This window comes from Ureibacillus sp. FSL K6-8385 (assembly GCF_038593155.1).
Classification (GTDB): Bacteria; Bacillota; Bacilli; order Bacillales_A; family Planococcaceae; genus Ureibacillus; species Ureibacillus terrenus.
The window spans coordinates 146,280-164,967 of record NZ_CP151968.1; the positions used below are offsets into that span (position 1 = coordinate 146,280).

Consider the following 18,688-nt stretch of genomic DNA (forward strand, 5'->3'; position numbering starts at 1 on the left):
TTTATAATGTTTTTTTATTATTGGCAAAAAAACTTCAAACAAGTCAAATTGAAGATAAAGTATAAGCAATATGTATTTGATTAGTCCATGATCATGTTGTAAAATTCACCGGGTTTACAAAATCAACATTTTTGTTTTGATGAAGGCATTTATTATCCCTGCAATGCAGGGCGTATGTCCGGCGGAGTAGGAGATGGTCCGATGCCATGAAATCATTCGATTTTAGAGTATAGTAAATTTCCTGGAATTGCCGTATATTTGAGGAAAAGGAAATTTAAGAGGGTGAAAATGTGGATTTAATGAAAATATTGATTGGGGCCATTTTTATCTTGTCAGGCTCGATTTTGCTGGGCTTGATCCATATGGGCATTACGTTCCATTCCGTGGGATATACGATCGACAATTTCTTTTATAACCTGTACTATACGAAAAACGTTTACCCCTATGTATTGGCAAATCTTCAATTGGTCATCGGCGTCATATTGATCATCCTGGGAATCCGAAGCGGCAGGAAGTCGCGGGCAGATGGGGAGGAAACGGAAGAATAAGCGGTTTACATTCGGGGAAGAAACGCCATTCCCGGAAGCAGGGAAAGCCTGGATGCCTTGCCGAATTGCGGAAAGGTACGGCTGATTGAAAAGAAAAGCGGAAAATGGAGCAGGGAGAATTTGAGCGGACTCAAATTCTCTTTTTTTGTTGTTTGAAACCGTATGCCCATTCCCCAGGCCGCAAATTTTCAAAAAATACATCAGGATGATTGCCAAATATATCGGGGCATGATATATTTATATCAACAGGCGATATATCGAATGACGATAGGTGGGATGAAAATGGACGACAAAGCGCCTCTGACCGAAGGGGTATATTATATCCTTTTGGCCCTTTACGAACCACGCCACGGATATGGAATCATGCAATACGTTTCCGAACTGAGCAAAGGAAGGGTGCACCTGGGGCCGGGCACGGTGTACGGAGCCATCAAGTCGCTTCTTAAGCGGAATTGGATCGCCCCTTTGCAAGGGGAAGGAAGGAAAAAGGAATACGTCATTACAGAGGAAGGAAAACGGGCGGTGGAAGCGGAAATCGCGCGGCTTTCGGAGCTGTATCATAACGGGCTGCTCATCACCGGGGGAGGGAATAAACAATGAAAAAGGTCAAATACCGCATTTTTCTGGATTACGACAAAGAAGAACGGTGGATCAACGACATGGCCGAAAAGGGATGGCACCTCGAGAAATTCGCGCCCGGCCGCTTTGTGTTCCGGAAAGGCGAGCCGGGGGCATACATTTACCGGCTTGAATTCGTCGGCAATCTGCCGAAAGAGGAGAAGGAAGAATATGTCGGGATTTTGGAGGACAGCGGCGCCTCCATTGTCCATGAATCGTTCGGCTGGATTTACGCGAAAAAGCCGGCGGATGGGGGACCATTTGAACTGTATACGGATGCCGGCTCGAAAATCGCCTATTATAACCGCATTTTAAACACGTTCCTGATTCTGTTTTTGGTGGCCATCGGCGGCGCGGGGTACAACTTCTCCCTCGCAAGGATGACGGACATCGAAGCGGTGCCGATCGCTTCAGGCGTTGTGTGCGCATTGTCCGCCTTCATCATCGGCGTGCAAATGATAAAAATCAGCAGAAAAAAGAAGAAGCTGCAGGAAAGCTTTTTTGAATGAAACGGCAGCCCCTTTCCATGACGGGAAGGGGTTTTTGGTTGTGCCGGCGTGGGACATCCCGGATTGCAAGTTCCGCCCCGATAAATGACGGGCAGACCGCAAATTCGCGGAAATTGCGGAATGGAAGTCCGGCCTATCCGGATGCAAGGGGCCGTGGCGGAGCGGGATGGAAAAGCATTGCAAGCCGATGGGCATCGGGCCGGTGCAGAAGAAGGCGGGCAAATGCAACGGATTTATTACATTTTCTGCTGTTGTAAATGTATGGAAAATAAAGTATATTTGAGAAAAATGGATTTTTGAAGAAGGTGGAAACGTGGAACTATTGAAAGTGTTGCTGGGCGCATTTTTTGTGTTCACCGGCACGATGCTGTTCGGGCTTGTCCATATGTCGATTGCCATTCATGTACAAGGGTACAGGGTCGCCAATATTTTTGACAATCTGACCTGGACAGGCACATGGGCTCCGTTTATATTGAGCATTGTCCAAATGCTCGTCGGCGCCGTTTTGATTGCGATGGGGCTGAAAAGCGGAAAGGCGCAAGAGGAAACGGATGTGGACGAAGAGGCGGCATCGGAGGAAGGATGGGAATAAGGGGCTGAGCCGGCGAAGCGGAAGCGTTTCGGGATGGGAAATGCCGAAGCTGTGCCAGAATTAAGCGAAGAAGAAATCAAAAGTGCGGAGTTTTGCGATTCGCGTGGGCTGCGCGGGAAGGATGCCGATGCGGCCGGCTTCTGAATGAGGTTTCATTTAGGAAGACGGTGGAAAGCCGTTTGCAAAAACTCTGTACTTTTTTGTTTGGGGAGTGCATGATAAGAGAAGGACAATTTTTGACGGGGCAGGGGAAGACAATGGAATACTATAAATTTTTGAGACAATATGTGGGAACAAAACCGCTCATTCTGCCGGGCTCGGTGGTGATCATCGGAAACGGTCGGGGAGAGGTGCTGTTGCAGAAGCGTCCGGAAGGCAGATGGGGCCTTCCAGGGGGACTCATGGAGCTCGGCGAGAGCTTTGAGGAAGTCGCCATCCGGGAAGTGCGGGAAGAGATCGGCCTGGAAATCCGCAACCTGAAACTCCTCCATGTTTTCTCCGGCAAGGAATTCTACACCAAAGCCCCGAACGGCGACGAATTCTACAGCGTCACGGCGGTCTTCTACACGGAGGATACGGAAGGCATCCTCGAATTCCAGCCCTCCGAAACCCTCGAAGTCCGCTTCTTCCCTCGAAATCGCCTGCCGGAAAACATGGTGGGGAGTCATCGGAGGTTTGTTGGGTTGGTGGAAAATTTTGATGGGTGAAACTACATCGTATTATTTTTAAGTAACTTTATTTCGATAATAAAAGTGGTTTAGAAGGGCTGAAACTTTTGCTCAGCCCTATATTTATGAATATTAAAATAAGAAGTAGATGCTATTTTTTGTTTTAAGTACCGTAATACTTTATGTGAAAGTAATTGTTAAAAATGATAAGATAATACTTTTAAAATTTGGAATTTTCTATAAAATTAACTGTATATGGGAGAAAAATAAACTCTATTGTGGGATGGGATGTAAATGCAAACATTTACCGCAATGGATTTTATTGAAGGACTAATTGAAAAATATAAAAAGAATGATCGTATAGACTTAAGTGGTATAAAGGAAGAAATGTTTATAAAATATAATATCGATTTATCTGAACAGGTATTAAAGGATTATTGGTGTTATAGCTTTGGCAAAGGCAATAGAAAGATATGAACTAGATCGGGGGGCTGCCTTTTCCACCTATGCAACTTATTGGGTTCGATCTACAATCAAAAATGCAGTTGCAAAGAATGGTTATACTGTTACATTACCTTGTCATATATATGAACTTACCGGAAAAATCATAGAAGCGGAATATGAATCAATTTCACTCTTTAATAGAAGTGATTATCAATGGGTTGCCAACAAGGTAGGGATTACTCTATTGACATATGTAGAAGTAAAGAAGATAGATTATAACTTTTTGGAACTTTTATTGCCAGATAAAATTGGAGTCAAAGAGGAAGAAAACTCATCAATTGATTTGGATGAAATTGATCCTGATAATCACCCTTATCTTCATAATTTCGATTTTTTCTATCCGGAAAGACGATTATTGCGAAAATCATTAATACAAATCTTGGATGAGTATTTGAGTCAACTTTCTGATAGGGAGAGAAATATCATAAAACATAGATATGGGTGGCATGGCAAGCAACCAAAAACATTGGAAGAACTAAGTAAAATGTATGGTTTATCACGGGAAAGGATTAGACAAATTGAAAATAAAGGGTTACAGCAGTTACGTATAAAACTATTAATGAAAAGGTTAAAGTATGAAGATTTATTATTATAAGATAAGCTATTATATATTTGAATATTATAAAACACGGTATCTGTTTTAATAAATTATTTAATTTTATAAATTAAATTACTGGGTTATAATTTAACAAAATAATAATTATAGTTTTATTTTTTGGAAAATGGGTGTATTTTAAATGGATGCAAAATCAATGTGGGTAAACGAAATAATTCAATCTTTAATGGATCTAGGTGGCACTGGTACACTTAACGAAATTTATGAAAAAATAAAAGAACGAGGAAATATTAATTTAGATAAATATGAAGATTGGCAAGCACAAGTACGGAGAAATATTTATCAGCATTCAAGTGATGCTAAAGAAGGGGTATTTAGAGGAAAGCCTGGAGATAGTAGCGATCTTTTCTATTCTGTAAAAGGAAAAGGAAGTGGAGTATGGGGGTTAAGAAATTATTTATCAGAAAATAATGAGTCTATAAGAATAGGTCTTATAAAAATAATGGATGAGTATTTAGTAGAGAAAACAAAACCTTTTAAAGAAAATCCATTAGGTAATTTTGTAAGACACCAGATTACTTCTGAATTCGAAAAATTACCATTTATAAGTGAAAAATATAAAGTTGATGGTTCAGTGGGGACAGGGAAATGGGCAGCTGTTCCTTGGATTGCGATAATGAATACGGAAATTACCACATCTACACAAAGTGGCTACTATATAGTTTATTTATTCAGTCAGTGAGGATATGAGAAAAGTATATTTAACTTTCGCCCAAGGAGTAACAAAAACTTCTAAGGTTGAAATGGAGAAAATAAAAAGAGAAATTAGAAGTTTATTGTCACCTAATACGCAATTTAAATACGAACCTAAAATCCAACTTGGTAAAGGTAATTTAGCGAAAAAATATGAAGATTCAGTTGCAATTTATATAGAATATGATAAAAATAATATTCCTTCTGATGAAGTACTTATTCAGGATCTATTTCAGATGGTGAGATTGTATGAAGACTTTGTAAAATTGAAAAAAGGAGAAAGTCAGATAAATAAAGATAATTTAGAGAATACCAATCAGGCTGATACAAATTTGAATTTAACAAATAATGAGGTTTTAGAACATATATACAAATTCATTGAAAGTAAAGGATTATTTTATAGTTATGAAAACATTGTTAATTTATATTTATCACTAAGAACTAAACCCTTTGTTATCATCTCCGGCATTTCTGGAACAGGAAAAACAAAAATTGTTCAACTTTTTGCGGAGGCGCTCGGTGCAACGGAAAGCAATGGCCAATTTCAATTGATTCCGGTACGCCCTGATTGGAGCGATAGTTCGGAATTATTAGGATACGAAGATATTAAGGGGGAATTTGTAAAGAAACCTTTTCTGAAGATGGTAGAACATGCCATAGAATATCCTGAATTGCCACATTTTGTTCTGCTTGATGAAATGAACTTGGCCCGGGTGGAGTACTATTTTAGTGATGTATTGAGTGTCATGGAAAGCCGCAAAAAGGATAAGGATGGAAACTATACTTCATCCCCGCTAATTCAATATAAAGATGAAAATGAAGCCGAAAGAACGTTAATATTTCCAGGGAATCTCTATGTAATTGGAACTGTTAACATGGATGAAACAACCCATACTTTCAGTAAAAAAGTGTTAGATCGCGCAAATACAATTGAATTTAATGATGTTGATTTAATGAATTTCGGTGCTTTTGAAAAAAATGACCATCCATTGGACCCGATTTGGGTTTCTAATAAAGTGTTAGAAGCAAAGTATATTTTTCTTAAGGATGTATTCGCAGAGCATGAGCCGCTTATCCGGAAAGTTTCTGAAATCATCAGCAGGATCAATGATTGTTTGAAGCCTATTTATGCCCAAGTTGGATATCGAGTGCGTGATGAGATTTGTTTCTACATGGTACATAATGCGGAAGCTGGAATGCTTCTTCCGGAAAATGAAGCGATGGATTTTTGCATCATGCAGAAAATTCTCCCGCGCATCAGCGGGACAGAGCATATAGTGCGCCATGTTTTAGAGAATTTGAAGGATGAACTTAGTCAGTAACCAAGATGTATTGCAAAACTTGAGGAAATGAAAAAGAGGTTGGATGAAAATGGCTTCACTTCCTTTTGGCTTACTTAGAAATGAACAGCTTGTTACCATCGAAACCGATGATCTTTATTTGTCCATATCAGGAGACCTTGATTTTGATCGTTATCTTCAAGAGAGTTATAAATCCTTTATCGATCAACATGAAACAATGTATTTTAGTTGCAACGATCTAAATTCAACTGTGAAAATTTATGATGTAACCAGTAGACAATTAGTCGAGCAGCGGCAGGATAAATGTTTTCTGCCGCTTTTCTTTGAAAATGGCAGATATTTAACACAGGTGAAGCCTAAAAGGGAAAATGCGAGAATTCAGTTTTTTCACGAATATGAGGGATTTCGGAAGGCCATCCGTCCGGTTTTAGATACTAATATTTTAAGCGGAATTCTTTATTTCCAAAATGAAGTAGGGTTCAGTAATTTTGAAATTCGAGATGAACAAGGTAACACGCTTTTATCTGTTGTGATGGAAGTATATCCGGCAAAATTGGATTATAAGAATGACTATCGAGCCATTATAAAAGAAATCAGCGAAATCCTTTATAATCTTGCCTATGATTTTATTAAACGGACTTTTTTAAAAGGTTCTGCGAAAGTCTATCAAGAGCCGACAGGGACTGAATTTTACAGGCTGATTGAAAGACATTTTGATGATTATATGAAAGCGGTAAATTTTGTGGAACAGAAACCCCATCACCGATTGATCACCGTTTATGAAGAGGTTCGAGGAGATCGATTAAGAAAACAGGATACTGTTGGACGGGCTTATTTGAGAAAAAATGCAAAACTCCTTGAAGAAGTGAAAAAGGGGATAGCTTTAAATGGGAAACAATTAATGCCGATTAAAGGTCTCCTTATGAAAAAAATTCATACTTATGATACCCACGAAAACAAGATATATCAAAATTATGAGCATGGTTTTGCAAATGGCCCCGGGTTACCGGGATGTCTATCAAATTTACGCAACTCTGTCTAAAGGGATTATTTTGAGTGGTGAGATTTATAAAATGTCCATTAAAGATATTGCAAAGCTTTATGAATATTGGACTTTTTTGAGATTGGGAAAAATCCTTCAAGAAAAATGTGATGAGATTGATCAAGATATTATAAAAACTACTAGTGATGGGTTGATTGTTAATCTTTCGGAACGCAGTGGAGCAACAAGAATATTCAAACATAAAACTACTGGCGAAATTATTAAGCTACAATATCAATACTCTACGGGAAAAAGTACAACGGTAAGGCAAATCCCTGATACGATGCTTATGATTGAAAAATTGGGCAGAGACTACGATTATATGTATATTTTTGACGCGAAATACCGTATCAATTTTGGCGCTGAAGAAAGCCCATGGGGACCGGGACCGATGGAAGATGATATCAACACAATGCATCGATATCGGGATGCCATTGTGGCTGAAAAAGAAGGAAGTTATGAACGGATTGCATTTGGCGCCCATGTTTTATTTCCGTGGAATGAAGAAGACAAATATAAGGAGCATCCATTATTTAAAAGTATTGGAAAAGTCAATATTGGCGGCCTTCCATTTTTGCCGAAAGCGACAGATTTAGTTGAAAGCCTATTGATAATTTATTGAATAAAACGGCCGATGAACTGCAGGAAGAAGGGATATTGCCAATCGGAACGAAGGAGTTTTTGTATAAAGATGATTCGGAATATGTATTAGTTGTTCCCCTTGGGAATTCAAAGGAATTAACCGTTCGAATAATGGAAGAAAAGTTGCCAAAGCGGTGGAATAGAGCGAAGAAAATAGCTTTGTGCACTTCAAACGGCATCCATCATGAGAGTTTTATAAAGAACATTATCCGTGATGGAAAACATATTGTTTTTGAAGTTGAAAGCTGGCCGTCGCCATTGAATGAGATTAAATCTAATGGTTACACATTAGCGGAGCCCATTTTGATTAAAGAGCATCTTTATCATGGTGCATATACAATACCTGAACTTTTACTCGAAGATAATCTCCAGCGCCAGTTTTTGAAAATGTTAAAAGAGGTTGCTGGTCATGTAGATATTGGGTTGAGCACAAAAGCAGTTGCACAAAATACGAGAATTTCATTTTTTCAAGTAGGCAACCATATATTCCATTGGGGAAGCAAGTCGTTGTTTCATGAATATAATGGAAACATCATCAAGGAGATTTCATTAAAGGAATTAGAAGAAAATCTGTTTGAAATGTTTAAAGAGCTGGCAGCCAATATTTAGCTGCCAGCTCTTTTTATACAGAGTAAACTCATCTTTCCTCCAACGGATAAATATCCACAAGGTAAGGTCTTGGCGGCAACAGTTTTCCGTTTCTGTCTCGGACAGGGCCGTAGAAGATGCATTGGCCTTTCCGCAAGTTTTTCAGCTTGGAATCCCATTCTTTGCGTTCGGCGTTGTTTTGGGTCAGGTTCTCCGCGATGGTGGAGATTTCGTTCTCCATCGGGGCGAAGTACACTTTTACGGCCGCGTTTTGCAGGCGGCTGATGGCATCGCTCGAGAATCCGCCTTTCAGGAATTGGGTCGAGAACCATCCGGACCAGCCGAATTTCCGTCCTTCCACCAAAATTTTGGAGCTCGGCGCATCATTGCCGAAGTCGAGCCGTTGCGCTTCGTCCAGCACCACCGGGAACGGCAGGTTTTTGTTGCCGTGCTGCAATTTGTAGTACCACAAATCCCACAATACAAATTCCGTAATCATTTTTTGGACGTCCGGTGAGTAGCCTGTCAACTGGATAATGAACACTTTCCCTTTTTCCTTTTCTAAGAAGGACCAGTCGAAGTTTTTCTCGTAGTCGAACGGATTTTTGTCGATCAACAGATTCATTTGCGAAACGGCCGTCTTCGCAGGATTGGATCCGTCCTCCTCCAGCAGCTCCCGGAGCAGTTGCAGATTCATCTTTTCGTCGTATCGCGACATGCCTCTCATGACCGCCTGATAGATGGCATTGAGCTGTTGGATGCCGAGGGAAGGGTAGATGGATCCGATGACGTTCTTGATTCTTTCCGCCACATCCGAATCATCTTCCAGAATGACGATATCCTCGTCGAGGATTTTCTGGTTCCGTTTGAACGGATTGATTGGAAACTTTTTGGCCAGAACGATGAACTGTTCCAAATTGGCACCCAATTTGGCTTTGAATTCCTCTTCCAATTGGGACTTCTTGTATCCGTCCGTATAATCGATGACAATGCTGGAAATGCCGTGTTTCGCCAATTCCCAGAGCAGACATTGGATGAAGTAGGTTTTTCCTTGGCCGGACCGGCCTGTAATGGACAGGTGGCGGTTCGCAAGCTGCGGATTTCCGAATTCCCAATAGAGGGTCTGGTTTGAACCGGAAATCGCGCCGATTGGAATGCGAATCTCCGATAATGGCGACTTGGCGGCTGATTTCTTTGTTAATTCTTCATCGTTTGAAGAATTGTCGAGAATGTAGCTGTCGTTCTCCTTTTCTCCGACCAGCCCTATATGATGATCGGGCTCATCATATTTAAATGGCGGAGCTTCTTCGTTGGAAACCGGTTCTTTTTGTCCGTCATTGCCGCCGTTTTCCGGAATCCCAGACGCGTCCGACACAGATTCCATTTCATCCCTCACAAGCGGCTGAACGGCATTTTCCCTCAGACTTTCCTTTATTTGTTCAGGAGCATATTGGTTGTAGAGCAGCTTTTCCGGTATGAAATCCATGAAGCCGCTTAGCATTTTGTCCAAGATCTGCTGGTTGTCCATCACCAAGCCTGCATAGGCATCTTCTTCGATGAAGCTGAGTTTAAGGATGTTGTCCTCCAGTTCAGCGGAACGGAATCCGTAATCTTTTCTGAAGTTCAGTACGGCACCCTGGCCGATGTATTGTTCGAGATGCCGCGCGATCGTGAATCGGTCGTTCAACAATTTCACTTTCAGACTGTGGACCCGGTTGTATTTTTCATCGGACCATAAACCGTTTGAATGCAATTTTTTGGCGTTGGAAAGCAGGATTTGGGCAAAGAAATTCCGGAAGAATTTCTTTTTGAAGCTGTTTTCGCCCGGCTGATCGATCAACGCCTCTTTGAACAGTCGGCTCGTCTTTTCGATTTGGATATTCGCTTTTGCCGTCTGCAGATTGCCGATTTTGACTTCGACAGGATAAACATGCAGATACAATGCATCGTCAATTTCTTCGATGCCCATCAAAAGAATGTCATCGCTATGTTTGCCTTTCGAATTTAAATTTTTCGCGGAGAAAATGGCTTCCGATTTGTTGAGTTTCGTTGCGGATGCCACCCGCAAAATTTCTTCCAGTGAAATCGGAATCCAAATGATATTCGAATGGTGGAAGTAGCATTCCAAATATTTCATGGCGGCGATGATGCTGATTTTTTCCCTTGCGAAATGACCTTTGCTGCCGATGATTCTCAATAGCCATTCCCCGTTTATGGAATTGAAGGATTTGATTGCCAGATCGATATTCTCGTCGGATACTTTCACTTTTTCGGACAGATAATCCGCAATCACTTTTTTGTACTGTTTTGATTTATCGGTAACCGTGATGGCATCGTATGAATCGGAAGAAGTGTATTGGTCGTTGTAATGGATGACCAGAATGTCCGAACTTGACTGCTGGAAAAAGTCCAAGTCCACTCCCGGGTCGATGAAAGTGACCCAATGGGAAGCTTTATAAATCTTATTCAACAGCGATTTTCCTTCTGTCGAAGTGCTGAGCACGATTGATTTGTTTTTTGTGTAGGAATTCATTCCTTCATTTTGCATGTTGTAAGAAAGTTCATTGTAGCATGCAGCCAAGGTGATCAAATCGTTTTTCTCTTCCGGAGCGTTCATCAGGCCGAATCCGGAACGGTAGTCGGAATCGCTGGCGATCGATACCACCGACGAGATCATGCCGTTTAACGAGATGCCGGTTTCCAGTTTGTCGACCGGATGTGAAGCATCGATGTCCTGGGTCGGAATTTTATAGAATGATATATGGGCATAAGAGAAATCGGTATTCGGCGTAAGTTCCATTTTGTAATAATTGATGTGTTCCCTGATGATCCGCAGCACATCAACCGGATCAAAGTCTTTGGAGCTGAGGCTGATATCGAATTCCGTCTCCACTTCATCCGGCGTTTGAAGGGAAGAGAAGATTTCGAAATGGCTCGGGGAATCGATGTCCTCGCGGTACAAACCTACCTGTACCGGAATCATGCCGCCTGGGCCCCTGGATTCCAAATGCTTTTTCAGGAAATTGCAAATACCTTTGACGACTTCCCTGTCATTATGAATTTGAATAATGTTCAGGAACAACGGAGAATGGGAGCTTTCCAAAAATAGATAATCGAAGTGCTGGATAAACTGTTTCATCTTCTCTTCCACGACGTTCGCCAAATATTCGTTTGCCGATCCGACCGTCACCAATTTTTCCGGCTCGTATTCATGCCATTCCGGATATTTGGCGTTCATCGTCGGTCTGTATAGCGAATTTTTGTCCGAATAGATGAACGGCAGGAGGTTTCTCGGATGCAGTTTTTCAAGGATGGTACTGTCCAGTACTTCATCGCCGATCGTGTTTTCAAGGTTCAATTGATAGACCACATTCAATGGATGCAAAGGTGTGAGCCATATTTTTTCGTTTTTCTTGATTGTTCCGAGTTTAAAGATATTTTTTTGCGCGGTTGATAAAAGCGAATCTTCCTTGATGGACTGGATCGCTTCAATTACCGATGACACATAATTTTTTGCCAAAGTCTGCAATTCTTCATCCATATAAGCCAGGCTCGGCAGTCGATTATGGCCGGAGAAGTAGTCAAGGTATGCGCGGTAATGGTCCAATATTTCTGCAGGCAGGGCGGAATCCGCGACCTTTTCATCATCCGCAATGTAAAGATATTTGTTCTCCACCCATTCTTTCTCAAGCAGAAGGATGTTTTTAAAATCTTCGTGCGGATAATAGGTGGCCGTTCCTTGTTTCAATCTGTCATTTTCAAGATAAAAATGTTCGCGTTTTTCCCTTTTCAATTTCCATACTCTTCCGGCCGTAATCGGGTAGGATTTGATATCGGTATCTTTAAACTCGAATGTTAAGTATTTTCCGGCAACCGATAAATTAAATGTCAATGAATCGTCTTCCCAAGCGGAAGAATTTACGGAAATGATCAGCTTTTCGTTTGGATTTTTTTGGACCGTTTCATAAGGCTCTTTTATCTCATGCGGAATTTCTGTTTCGCCGGAGCCAATGGCTGTTTTCTCGTCTTCATATTTGAGCAATATATGCTGATCCGAACCCTTGATGACCACTTCATAGATGGATTCAATGCCTTCCAACTCTTTTTCGGGGAATGGCACGATGCAAAAATTGAATTCATAGCGGGATTGGTTGTCGCCATTATGTTTATATACGATTTTATAAAACGCGACTTCTTCGGAGCAGGGAAGGGTGACTTTTAATTTCTTCCCGCTGACACTGGCAAAAGGGGCGCTTTTTTTATCGATAAATTGTTTTTTCAGATAATCATCAAATTCAAATGTCATCTGGATAGCCGGATCTTTGTTTTCATTGAAGACGATGATATGTCTTTTGCGTTTGCCTGCCTTTGTTTCCAATTGCGGTTTTTCCCAATATGTAACATTTTTGTTCAGCTTTTTGGTTTCATCGCTTAGATATTGGAAGGAATGTTTTACATTGTCATAGGCATTGTTTACTTGGGCAAACTGTGTTTTGTACCAATCTTCTTTCTTCAGTGCCGGAATGATTTTTTCGTCAAAATATTTTTCGAGTTCAGTGTCCAACGTTTCATAATCATGGATTCTTTGGACCGTCTCAAACAGACGGTGGTTCTTGTCCAAACGCTCTTTGATTTCTGACGGTTTCAAATAGCAGTTCTTTCCAAGCTCCTTGTCCGGAAATAGATTGAGCGATTTGAAGTCTTCTTCGGCAACGATTCCTTTGTTGATCAGCGCGATGATATCCGCGTAATCCCAGATGGATGTTTGGATAACAAGATCTTCGAGCTTTCTATCCAAGTGGAATTTGATGATCTCTTTTTCGGAAACAGAAAGCGCATTGTTGAAGTCAAGTTCTTCTTTGATGAAATTGGTAATGCTTCTTACATTGAACGGCATCCCTTTTTGTTGAAGGTCTTTGCTTCCTCCGCTGATACTGTCCAGGGACAGATGGGAAATGCTGATCAATGCGGTATTTTTCCAATCGCCTTCCTGATCGCTTGCCAAATTCCGCAAAGTGACCAAAAAATCAGGTGTAATGCCATTGATTGTAGCGGCAATGACCACTTTGATTCCATCGATGTTCAATGCAAAGGTTTCATAAGGCGTTCCGTGTTCATGCTGGTAAATAAATTCCTCGGATATCGGAAGGCTCCTTAAAGCTTCATAAAATTCTTTTACATGTTGTTCATAATCGAATTGAAGATAGAAACGTTCTCCGCCTTCAAGCTTCTGGCCTTTTAAAAACTCTACAAGTTTGTTGGACATATATTCATAAAATTGGTTTAACATATTGTGCATCACCACTGTCGCTTCTTTTCTCGATTAAGTTTAGTTTGTTGAACAATTCGATGATTTCCTCTTGGGAATATCTGTCGAAAAATACCCCGCGTCTCTCAAATTCCTTGAACAATTGTTTTAAAGATATTTTTTCTTTTTTGACCGAAACGGCGGTCAATAAAATCAGGAAATCTTGCGAGACATTGAGCGTGTTCCCGAGAGACCCGCGGGATTTGATGAAATATAATTTTCCTATCTCATTGATTGCCAGAGCGTACCGATACCTTGTTTCCAAAGGCAATCCTTCGTTTAACTGATGTTGAAGCTGTCTTATGGCATCCTCCAAAGTGGACATTTTCCGGATTTCCTCGTTGTTCCCCAAAACGATTTCCGTGTATTCTTGTGTCCATGTGTAGATATCTTCCAATATTTGTGCTTGTTTTTCTTGGCCAAGTTCATTGAAGATAGCCTGCAATTCGAGATAGTTTTTATTTTCGGTGCCAAAAATAAAGTTCAAGTGTTCCAGGGTATTCACATGGGTCAACAATTTTCTGGCATTGGCAGTGATCTGTTTGTAACCCGTTGTCACAGCCCTTCTGCTGCGGTTTGTTTTTTCCCAGTCCAGATTATAATAAACCGGAGTGGGGTGATCCGGATCCATCTTTTCAAATTGATTGAGTTTCATTGTCATTTGAGTGATGGAATAGAAATAGTAGTAGGCAAAGAATAGATTAATGTGATTCATGAAAAATTCCCGGTTGGTTAACAGAATTTTTAAATCTTCCAGGAACAGTTCGCGGATGAACGGAAGGGCAGGCGAATACTTCCGTTTTATTTCCGATTTTTCCAAAGCCGGCAAATGCTCGATGATGAGGCGTGACAGAACGTGTTCCGAGCTGCTCACCGCAAAAAAATCACTGAGAATATCTTCGTTTTCTCCAATCAATGAATCATAAATATATTGGGCAATTTCGCTTTCCCCGACCGATTCTTTTGATTCGGAAAGGGGAATGTATTTATAGATGATCGGATGAAATATTCTCATATTACCGGACTGATATATAAAGGTATCTACTATCCTTTCCAAATGGGGCTTATCTTCGTCGTCGGCCATGACGGTGTCGCAAATGCTCCTGATCAAACTGTCTCTTTCAATGGATGCGGACTTTACTCCGGCGATATTGAGAAATAGCTGCCCCAGTACAGGAGAGAATCCGTTTTTAAACTTCGCTCTTTCGGGATTTCTTGTCTGGAAGGGCAGAAACGCAGTTTTCTTGTTAATTGTATGCTTCAGTGTCTTCTTTCCATTTGTTTCTTTGACATTTAACGATTTTCGCAAATCCTCTAATCCGTGCAACTAAATCACTGCTCCCTGCTAAATGAATAAGATTCGAATTCTTCATTGTATTTAATGGTGAATGTCAAATGATGCTCCATGTCTTTGACGAGGATTTCTTCCACTTGTTTTCCATATGGAAGTAGTTTGTCAATAAAATCGATAAATTTGATTGAATCTTCCTTGTTTTTCTTGTTCAATTTATAGCCGTTCAGTACTTTAATCACCATTTCATATAATGGGAAATCGATTTCTACTTTGTGGATTTCATTGTGCGATTCGCATTTGAATCCAAGCAGTAGGGTAGTGGTGAATCTCTCCACGTACTCTTTAGCGTTTTTATTGTCGATGGTAATTACGGACGGCTTTAAAGTCAGAGGCTCGGCAATCCGGATTTTGCCTCCCTCATCGTCGATAAAGATGTAATTGTTTTTTGGGCTTCCTTTCCATAAATAGATGGCTTTCTGAATTTCGTAATATAAATCTTGAAGCAAAGGTTTCTTTCCGGAGTTATAGGCATACAAGTATTTCATGTATTTTGAATAAACATCATCTTTGAAAAATACATTTAGATGCGACTTGAACAAGAAGGCTGCCCTAATAAAGAGTTCACATAATTCGCGTTTTGTATCTTTATCGAGATAGGCGATGTCGTCGACGGTTTTTAAATGATTGATCCATATTTGGGCTGAGGAATCAAAAATGATATCCCTGAAAAACATGTAAAAGTCTCCGGAATTATTCAGCTCTATCAAATGTTCGTCGACTTCTTTGACCCTCATGTGGATCGGGTCATGTTTGGCCAATATTTTCAGCAAATAGGATTTCTCGGTGCCTTCAAACAGCAAGTTGGGCAACAGACTTTGCAGCATGTCGATAAAGTCCGCTGTCCGCAGTTCGTCCACAGTGTTTGGAACCAGAATATCATATATGAAATTGAGCAATTCCCGGGTTGAAATGATGACCTTATCCTTGATAATCGTTTTAATGATTAATTGAATGATTTGCTGCTGCAAGGACGGAGATGAAAACATCTCGTAATTTATAAGAAGAGGCTTTGCGACATTCGCTTCCCTGTCTTGCAGATAGGCCTGGTAAAATGGGTTGTCGGCCGTGTTATCCGTTATTTTTTTGAATAATTCGGTTAAATAGCCGGAAACCTGACCGTTTGCGGTCAACTCGAAACTTTTATAGTCGGCAAAGTTGATCAGCTTGAAATGTTCGTGTTCAGGAGGCATTGAAATCGTATTCGAATCGAAAACATTGGCATTTTGTATAAACTCTTTCAGTTTGTTGTATTTGGTTTCCGCATATTCGGATTCGATAAAATTGTTCAATACGCCCAAGTTGATTGCAACAATCAGCTTTTCTTTGCTTGACTCGATCCGTTCATCCGAAAAGGCATCCAATACCTCCGCAAGCGTATCCAGCGAATTTTTTCTCGGGTCGAAACTTTCCGTGGCATCATTGTGGATTTTAAATTGATCCATCAGTTCCGGATATTTGGTGGAAAAATAGCTGATCAAATGGGATTTTCCATCACCGACGCTTCCGCAAAGAAGGATGAGTCGGCTATTTTCGGCTTTTGCGCATTCACGCAAATAATTTTCGAGCCTCTTCTCGATTGGCCGGGACACATGCAAGTATTGTTTAAACCCGCTCAGACCTTTGTAACCTTCAACCGCATCTTGGGAAGACTCCCGCAAACGGTTCAGTTGGAATAACAATCTGGAACCATGAAGTTCGGGCAGTTCATCAGCCGAAACGTCTTGGTCGGGTGCAGTCCTGATGGTGCTTTTGTTCAAGAATTCCGGAAGAAGTTCCTTTAATAAATTTTTCACTGTGTCATCGAGAGTTTCCGGCTTTGGATCTTGATATTCCGGAACTTGGATATCATAACTGACATAGGATTCCATGAACCATTTCAGGATGCTGTATAAATTGTTATGTACTTTAAGGCCATCCGCGATAGGGGTTTTTCTATCATCATGAGCCGCCCTATTGCCCATTCGCCGAATCCGGTCGAACAGTTTGAATAATTCTTCGTCAATCACCCCGTAGTTTTTTAACAGGACTAATCGCTCGGATTGATTCGTATATTCCGGGTACTCGATTTCTTCGAATTTATAAACATCTTTTATAACAAGTTCGGTCAGTTTTCTGGCCTTTACAAGAGAAGCATCAACGTCTTTGAAAAGTAATGATTCAAATTCTTTGGCAAGCGTCGCCCAGTCGGGATTATGTGCTTTTATAAATTCAAAAGCGGTTTCCTGTTTTTCCATACCACACCACCATTAAAATGTTTTAATTATTGTTATTATAATATAGAAATCTTTAAACTTTTAAGGCAAGTAATGGAATATCAGAGTTTTTACAACTTGAGAAAAGGTTATATCTATTATATAAACAAATAAATTATTTCGAGAAATTGAATTTTTATATTTTGATAAAAACAGCAGATTATTTAATGTATCGGATAAAAATGTTGCTATTAAAGGGTCAGGCAGGAGAAAAGAGAGAAGAGGATTGAAAGGGAGACATATTTACCGGACAGTTTAATATATAAATACGAAAGTCTCCCGGTTCTTCTCGGGACCCATTTTGCATCGGCGCGTGATGCCAACCGGATTCATCCCCAAAATCGGATTCTTCGTAAATTCCCTTTCTCCCAACCCGGATAAAATAATTCCGTCAAATTTCCCGTTTTCTATCGAAAAATTCCTCGTTTTCGAGTATGATACTATTCATAGCAACAATTTCATTAAGCGGAAGCGCTGGTCGGCAAAATGAAAGAATATTCGTACATTTGCAAGCGTTTTCTGTTGACGAGGAGGAATGGATATGTCCACTAGCCAAGAGGTTCAACGTCTATATGAAACATTGATCGATGCCTGGAATCGTCGGGATGCGGAAGGCATGGCGGCGCTGTTCGGGGAGGAAGGGGTGCAGATCGGTTTTGACGGAAGCATCGCGACCGGCAGGGAAGAGATTCTTTCCCATCTTGCGCCCATTTTTGAAAGCGGTCCGACGGCTTCGTATGTGGGGAAGGTGAAGGATATCCGCTTTTTGGGGAATAATGTGGCGCTGTTGCGCGCCGTTGCGGAGATGGCGGCGTCCGGGGAGGCGGATGCCGGGAAGGACGCCAATGCCCATCAGACGGTCATCGCTGTCAAAGACGGCGGCCGATGGTCCATTGAATTGTTCCAAAATACTCCGGCGACGGAGCTTTCGGAAGCCGTGACGGAAGGGCTGCGCCAATTGCTGCTGGACAAGATGCGGCAGCCGGGATGATGGATGAGGCAATCCCCAAGTTGCATTGGATTGCCTCATTTTTTTGACCGGATGCCGCCGATTCTTTTGGCAGGTCCCGTCTTTCCGAATAACCGCTCCCATCCAAATGGAGTCATAATTTCTTTTTTCCATAATACATTGTGGTAATAGGGGTGTCGCCGGCTTGCTGATTGCGGCGCTGCTGGCGGCGTTTTCGGCGGGCGGTGCACATGCATCCGCCGGTGGAGGTGCCGGATGTCCTTTGCGGATTGCGTTCATCGGCGGGATGCCCGTGCCGGTATTCGCCAAGTTCCTTCCGAAACGGCTTCCTTTTTCCATCATCTATCTCATCGCCTCCATTTTGTGGACGTTCATGTTTTTACGGGGAAAACGGGAAGAGGGGAGGCCTCCGTTTCATCCCTGTTCAATGGTGCCAAATGGTCGATAGCGCGGGTTCCCTTCCCCCGTTTCCCCTCCGCCATT

At 41.3% G+C, this 18,688-nt stretch carries 17 protein-coding genes; 14 read left to right on the forward strand and 3 right to left on the reverse strand.

What is annotated here, in order from left to right; genetic code table 11:
- Positions 1-290: 290 nt before the first annotated feature.
- The 12 genes from NST62_RS00700 (at position 291) to NST62_RS00755 (ending at position 8,342) form a co-directional block, all read left to right on the forward strand.
- Positions 291-548 (forward strand): hypothetical protein, encoded by a 258-nt coding sequence (locus NST62_RS00700; protein WP_141601157.1) that lies wholly within the window; start codon positions 291-293, stop codon positions 546-548.
- A gap of 282 nt (positions 549-830) precedes the next feature.
- A complete protein-coding gene (locus NST62_RS00705) occupies positions 831-1,148 on the forward strand; it encodes a PadR family transcriptional regulator (protein ID WP_141601158.1) in 318 nt (105 codons plus the stop codon).
- The gene (locus tag NST62_RS00710; RefSeq protein WP_141601159.1) at positions 1,145-1,675 is read left to right on the forward strand and encodes a DUF2812 domain-containing protein; all 531 of its coding nucleotides are present in this window, start codon (positions 1,145-1,147) and stop codon (positions 1,673-1,675) included. Before NST62_RS00705 ends, NST62_RS00710 begins: the two co-directional genes overlap by 4 nt.
- A gap of 313 nt (positions 1,676-1,988) precedes the next feature.
- Positions 1,989-2,267, forward strand: coding sequence for a hypothetical protein (locus NST62_RS00715; protein WP_141601161.1), 279 nt, complete (start codon positions 1,989-1,991; stop codon positions 2,265-2,267).
- A gap of 257 nt (positions 2,268-2,524) precedes the next feature.
- Positions 2,525-2,974 carry an NUDIX hydrolase gene (locus NST62_RS00720; protein WP_141601162.1) on the forward strand — a complete coding sequence of 150 codons (450 nt, stop codon included), beginning with the start codon at positions 2,525-2,527 and terminating at the stop codon, positions 2,972-2,974.
- Between the two features lie 255 nt (positions 2,975-3,229).
- Positions 3,230-3,412 (forward strand): hypothetical protein, encoded by a 183-nt coding sequence (locus tag NST62_RS00725; protein ID WP_141601163.1) that lies wholly within the window; start codon positions 3,230-3,232, stop codon positions 3,410-3,412.
- Complete coding sequence (locus NST62_RS00730; protein ID WP_342463025.1) at positions 3,387-4,034, forward strand: sigma-70 family RNA polymerase sigma factor; 648 nt, start codon at positions 3,387-3,389, stop codon at positions 4,032-4,034. The genes NST62_RS00725 and NST62_RS00730 overlap by 26 nt, the downstream gene beginning before the upstream one ends.
- 142 nt (positions 4,035-4,176) lie before the next feature.
- A complete protein-coding gene (locus NST62_RS00735) occupies positions 4,177-4,737 on the forward strand; it encodes a DUF3578 domain-containing protein (RefSeq protein ID WP_342463026.1) in 561 nt (186 codons plus the stop codon).
- A gap of 4 nt (positions 4,738-4,741) precedes the next feature.
- Positions 4,742-6,070 (forward strand): DUF3578 domain-containing protein, encoded by a 1,329-nt coding sequence (locus tag NST62_RS00740; RefSeq protein ID WP_342463027.1) that lies wholly within the window; start codon positions 4,742-4,744, stop codon positions 6,068-6,070.
- A gap of 43 nt (positions 6,071-6,113) precedes the next feature.
- The gene (locus tag NST62_RS00745) at positions 6,114-7,091 is read left to right on the forward strand and encodes a DUF2357 domain-containing protein (RefSeq protein ID WP_342463028.1); all 978 of its coding nucleotides are present in this window, start codon (positions 6,114-6,116) and stop codon (positions 7,089-7,091) included.
- Positions 7,092-7,122: 31 nt separating this feature from the next.
- Positions 7,123-7,713 carry a nuclease domain-containing protein gene (locus NST62_RS00750; protein WP_342463029.1) on the forward strand — a complete coding sequence of 197 codons (591 nt, stop codon included), beginning with the start codon at positions 7,123-7,125 and terminating at the stop codon, positions 7,711-7,713.
- A 35-nt stretch (positions 7,714-7,748) separates the two neighbouring features.
- Entirely contained in the window at positions 7,749-8,342 is a 594-nt protein-coding gene (locus NST62_RS00755; protein WP_342463030.1) for a hypothetical protein, read from the forward strand.
- A gap of 28 nt (positions 8,343-8,370) precedes the next feature.
- On the opposite strand, the gene dptH is transcribed toward NST62_RS00755, so the two are convergent.
- Genes dptH through dptF form a run of 3 tightly spaced genes read right to left on the reverse strand, consistent with a single transcriptional unit; the run spans position 8,371 to position 17,217 of the window.
- On the reverse strand, positions 8,371-13,611 hold the full coding sequence (gene dptH / locus NST62_RS00760) for a DNA phosphorothioation-dependent restriction protein DptH (protein ID WP_342463031.1): 5,241 nt from the start codon (positions 13,609-13,611) through the stop codon (positions 8,371-8,373).
- Positions 13,592-14,956 carry a DNA phosphorothioation-dependent restriction protein DptG gene (gene dptG, locus NST62_RS00765; RefSeq protein WP_342463032.1) on the reverse strand — a complete coding sequence of 455 codons (1,365 nt, stop codon included), beginning with the start codon at positions 14,954-14,956 and terminating at the stop codon, positions 13,592-13,594. Before dptG ends, dptH begins: the two co-directional genes overlap by 20 nt.
- A 5-nt stretch (positions 14,957-14,961) precedes the next feature.
- Entirely contained in the window at positions 14,962-17,217 is a 2,256-nt protein-coding gene (dptF, locus tag NST62_RS00770) for a DNA phosphorothioation-dependent restriction protein DptF (RefSeq protein ID WP_328216056.1), read from the reverse strand.
- 553 nt (positions 17,218-17,770) lie between these two features.
- On the opposite strand from dptF, the gene NST62_RS00775 reads away from it, so the two are divergent.
- Positions 17,771-18,226: an SgcJ/EcaC family oxidoreductase gene (locus tag NST62_RS00775; protein WP_141601170.1), complete on the forward strand. Its 456-nt coding sequence runs from the start codon at positions 17,771-17,773 to the stop codon at positions 18,224-18,226.
- 163 nt (positions 18,227-18,389) lie between these two features.
- Positions 18,390-18,653, forward strand: a complete 264-nt coding sequence (locus NST62_RS00780) for a hypothetical protein (protein WP_328216055.1) — start codon at positions 18,390-18,392, stop codon at positions 18,651-18,653.
- The last annotated feature ends 35 nt before the right edge of the window (positions 18,654-18,688 follow it).

Excerpts from the sequence above, each read along its gene's own strand:
- NST62_RS00705 (WP_141601158.1), top strand. The coding sequence starts at position 831 with ATGGACGACAAAGCGCCTCTGACCGAAGGGGTATATTATATCCTTTTG.
- NST62_RS00710 (WP_141601159.1), top strand. The coding sequence starts at position 1,145 with ATGAAAAAGGTCAAATACCGCATTTTTCTGGATTACGACAAAGAAGAA.
- NST62_RS00720 (WP_141601162.1), top strand. The coding sequence starts at position 2,525 with ATGGAATACTATAAATTTTTGAGACAATATGTGGGAACAAAACCGCTC.
- NST62_RS00725 (WP_141601163.1), top strand. The coding sequence starts at position 3,230 with ATGCAAACATTTACCGCAATGGATTTTATTGAAGGACTAATTGAAAAA.
- NST62_RS00735 (WP_342463026.1), top strand. The coding sequence starts at position 4,177 with ATGGATGCAAAATCAATGTGGGTAAACGAAATAATTCAATCTTTAATG.
- NST62_RS00740 (WP_342463027.1), top strand. The coding sequence starts at position 4,742 with ATGAGAAAAGTATATTTAACTTTCGCCCAAGGAGTAACAAAAACTTCT.
- NST62_RS00745 (WP_342463028.1), top strand. The coding sequence starts at position 6,114 with ATGAAAATGGCTTCACTTCCTTTTGGCTTACTTAGAAATGAACAGCTT.
- NST62_RS00750 (WP_342463029.1), top strand. The coding sequence starts at position 7,123 with ATGTCCATTAAAGATATTGCAAAGCTTTATGAATATTGGACTTTTTTG.
- dptH (WP_342463031.1), bottom strand. The coding sequence starts at position 13,611 with ATGTTAAACCAATTTTATGAATATATGTCCAACAAACTTGTAGAGTTT.
- dptF (WP_328216056.1), bottom strand. The coding sequence starts at position 17,217 with ATGGAAAAACAGGAAACCGCTTTTGAATTTATAAAAGCACATAATCCC.
- NST62_RS00775 (WP_141601170.1), top strand. The coding sequence starts at position 17,771 with ATGGATATGTCCACTAGCCAAGAGGTTCAACGTCTATATGAAACATTG.